This is a genomic window from Capnocytophaga sp. oral taxon 329 str. F0087 (assembly GCF_000213295.2).
GTDB lineage: Bacteria > Bacteroidota > Bacteroidia > Flavobacteriales > Flavobacteriaceae > Capnocytophaga > Capnocytophaga leadbetteri_A.
On the sequence record NZ_KN389984.1, the window covers coordinates 39075 to 40758 of the forward strand.

Below are 1684 nucleotides of genomic sequence, written 5' to 3' on the forward strand. Positions count from 1 at the left end.
CCTGTTATACATATCGCTCTTCTTATCGCTAATAGCTTGTGATTCAGCTGAAAAGAAAGCTGTTGTCACTCCTTTCACCTTTCCTGAAGACACGGCTGTTATCTATCGCATCAATGACAAAGACAATTTCTTAAGTGTTATCGCTAACAATTCATTTTGGAAGCAGCATAACCCTCACCCATTGCGTTTGCACGAGGTGAAGATACTCAATACCCTTCCTACTGATGAGAATCTGTGGGTGGCTTTTTCGGCTGATGATCATTTCTTTGCTGTAACGCCCCATATAACTAATGACAGCCTTAGTATTTGGAAAAAAGCGAATGACAAAGTGCAGAAGCAAGCCCAATTTGGCAAGGAATGGTTTTACACCCTACAGGGCGATTACCTCATTATAGGCGATACAGACAAAGTGGGTAGCTATGCGCAGCCCAAAGATAAACCCCTTACCACTCGTCAGCAAGATTTAGAAGCCTTGCAAAAACTCAGCAATAACGAGTGTGCTGCTAGCATTTTCCTTTCGCAGGAAGGGGCTAATACCTATTTTCGCTCTTTCTTTGGCACAGATGTACTGCCCAACAATAACAATTGGGTGACTTTTGACCTTTTTTTAGAAGAAAACAATGTGCGCTTTAGCGGTATCAGTCTTATCGACAAAGAAAACAACACTTCTGACTGTATGCTGCGCACGCAACCCTATCAGAACACTCTTATAGACCATTTGCCCGCGCGGGTGCTTAAGCTCACGGCCTATTCGTTTGACGATGCCGATCTTATCAGTCTGCCTGATAGCTTGGCGCAACAATCGCCTTTTCTTACGAGTGTTAATGGTATCGCTTTTGCCCAAACACTCGATGGGTATTTTGCGGTTGCTTCAGCCTATAATGTAGACGATGCACTGCAGCAGTTGCCTGTACTATCTGAAGATTTTCAGTACAACTTCGCTATGTACGACCTCAACCCAGAGCTGCCGCTTTCTTTCTTTAAGGCTTTTGCCCCTGATTTTACGCCTCGTTACGTAGGGGTATATCAGAGAAACCTTATCTTTACCCCGACCCGCGAACTTCTTATCTCGGTAGTGAATGATATGCAGCGCGGCAATACCCTATCATATAACAAAGCCTACCAACAATTGGCTCAGCACAGTGCCTCGAACGTTACCCTCAGCCGTATTGCTAACCTTTATGACCAATCTTCCTTTAGTTTGCAGTACCCTTATATAGCTGAGCATTACCGCTGGGCACTGTTTCAGCAGACGCCTCAGAACGATTACTACGTGCTGAACTTCGTATGCGAGCATCAGCCAGAAGGCAATCTTACTGACGAGATGCGAGAGCGCTTTCGCTTTGCCCTTGACGACCAGATGGTTATACCACCTACTTTGCTGCTAAACCACCGCACTAAACAGCTGGAAATAGCGGTACAAGATGCTAATAACGACCTTTACCTTATAGGCAATAACGGTTCGCTACTCTGGAAAAAGCACTTAGACGGCAAAATACAAAGTCCTATTTATCAAGTAGACCTTTTTAAGAATGGTTTTCTGCAAATGGCTTTTTCTACTGAAAAAACTGTATGGGTGTTAGACCGCAATGGCAAAGAGGTAGAGCCTTTCCCACACAAGTACAAGGGACAGCTTACCCCTTTAGAGGTCTTTGACTATAATGCCGATCGGGAATATCGTTTT

The 1684-nt window shown here is 44.4% G+C and carries 1 protein-coding gene; it reads left to right on the forward strand.

Annotated features, from left to right (window positions below):
• Window position 1: 1 nt before the first annotated feature.
• On the forward strand, window positions 2-1684 hold a 1683-nt coding region (locus HMPREF9074_RS12260), incomplete at its 3' end, for a hypothetical protein (RefSeq protein WP_232297122.1).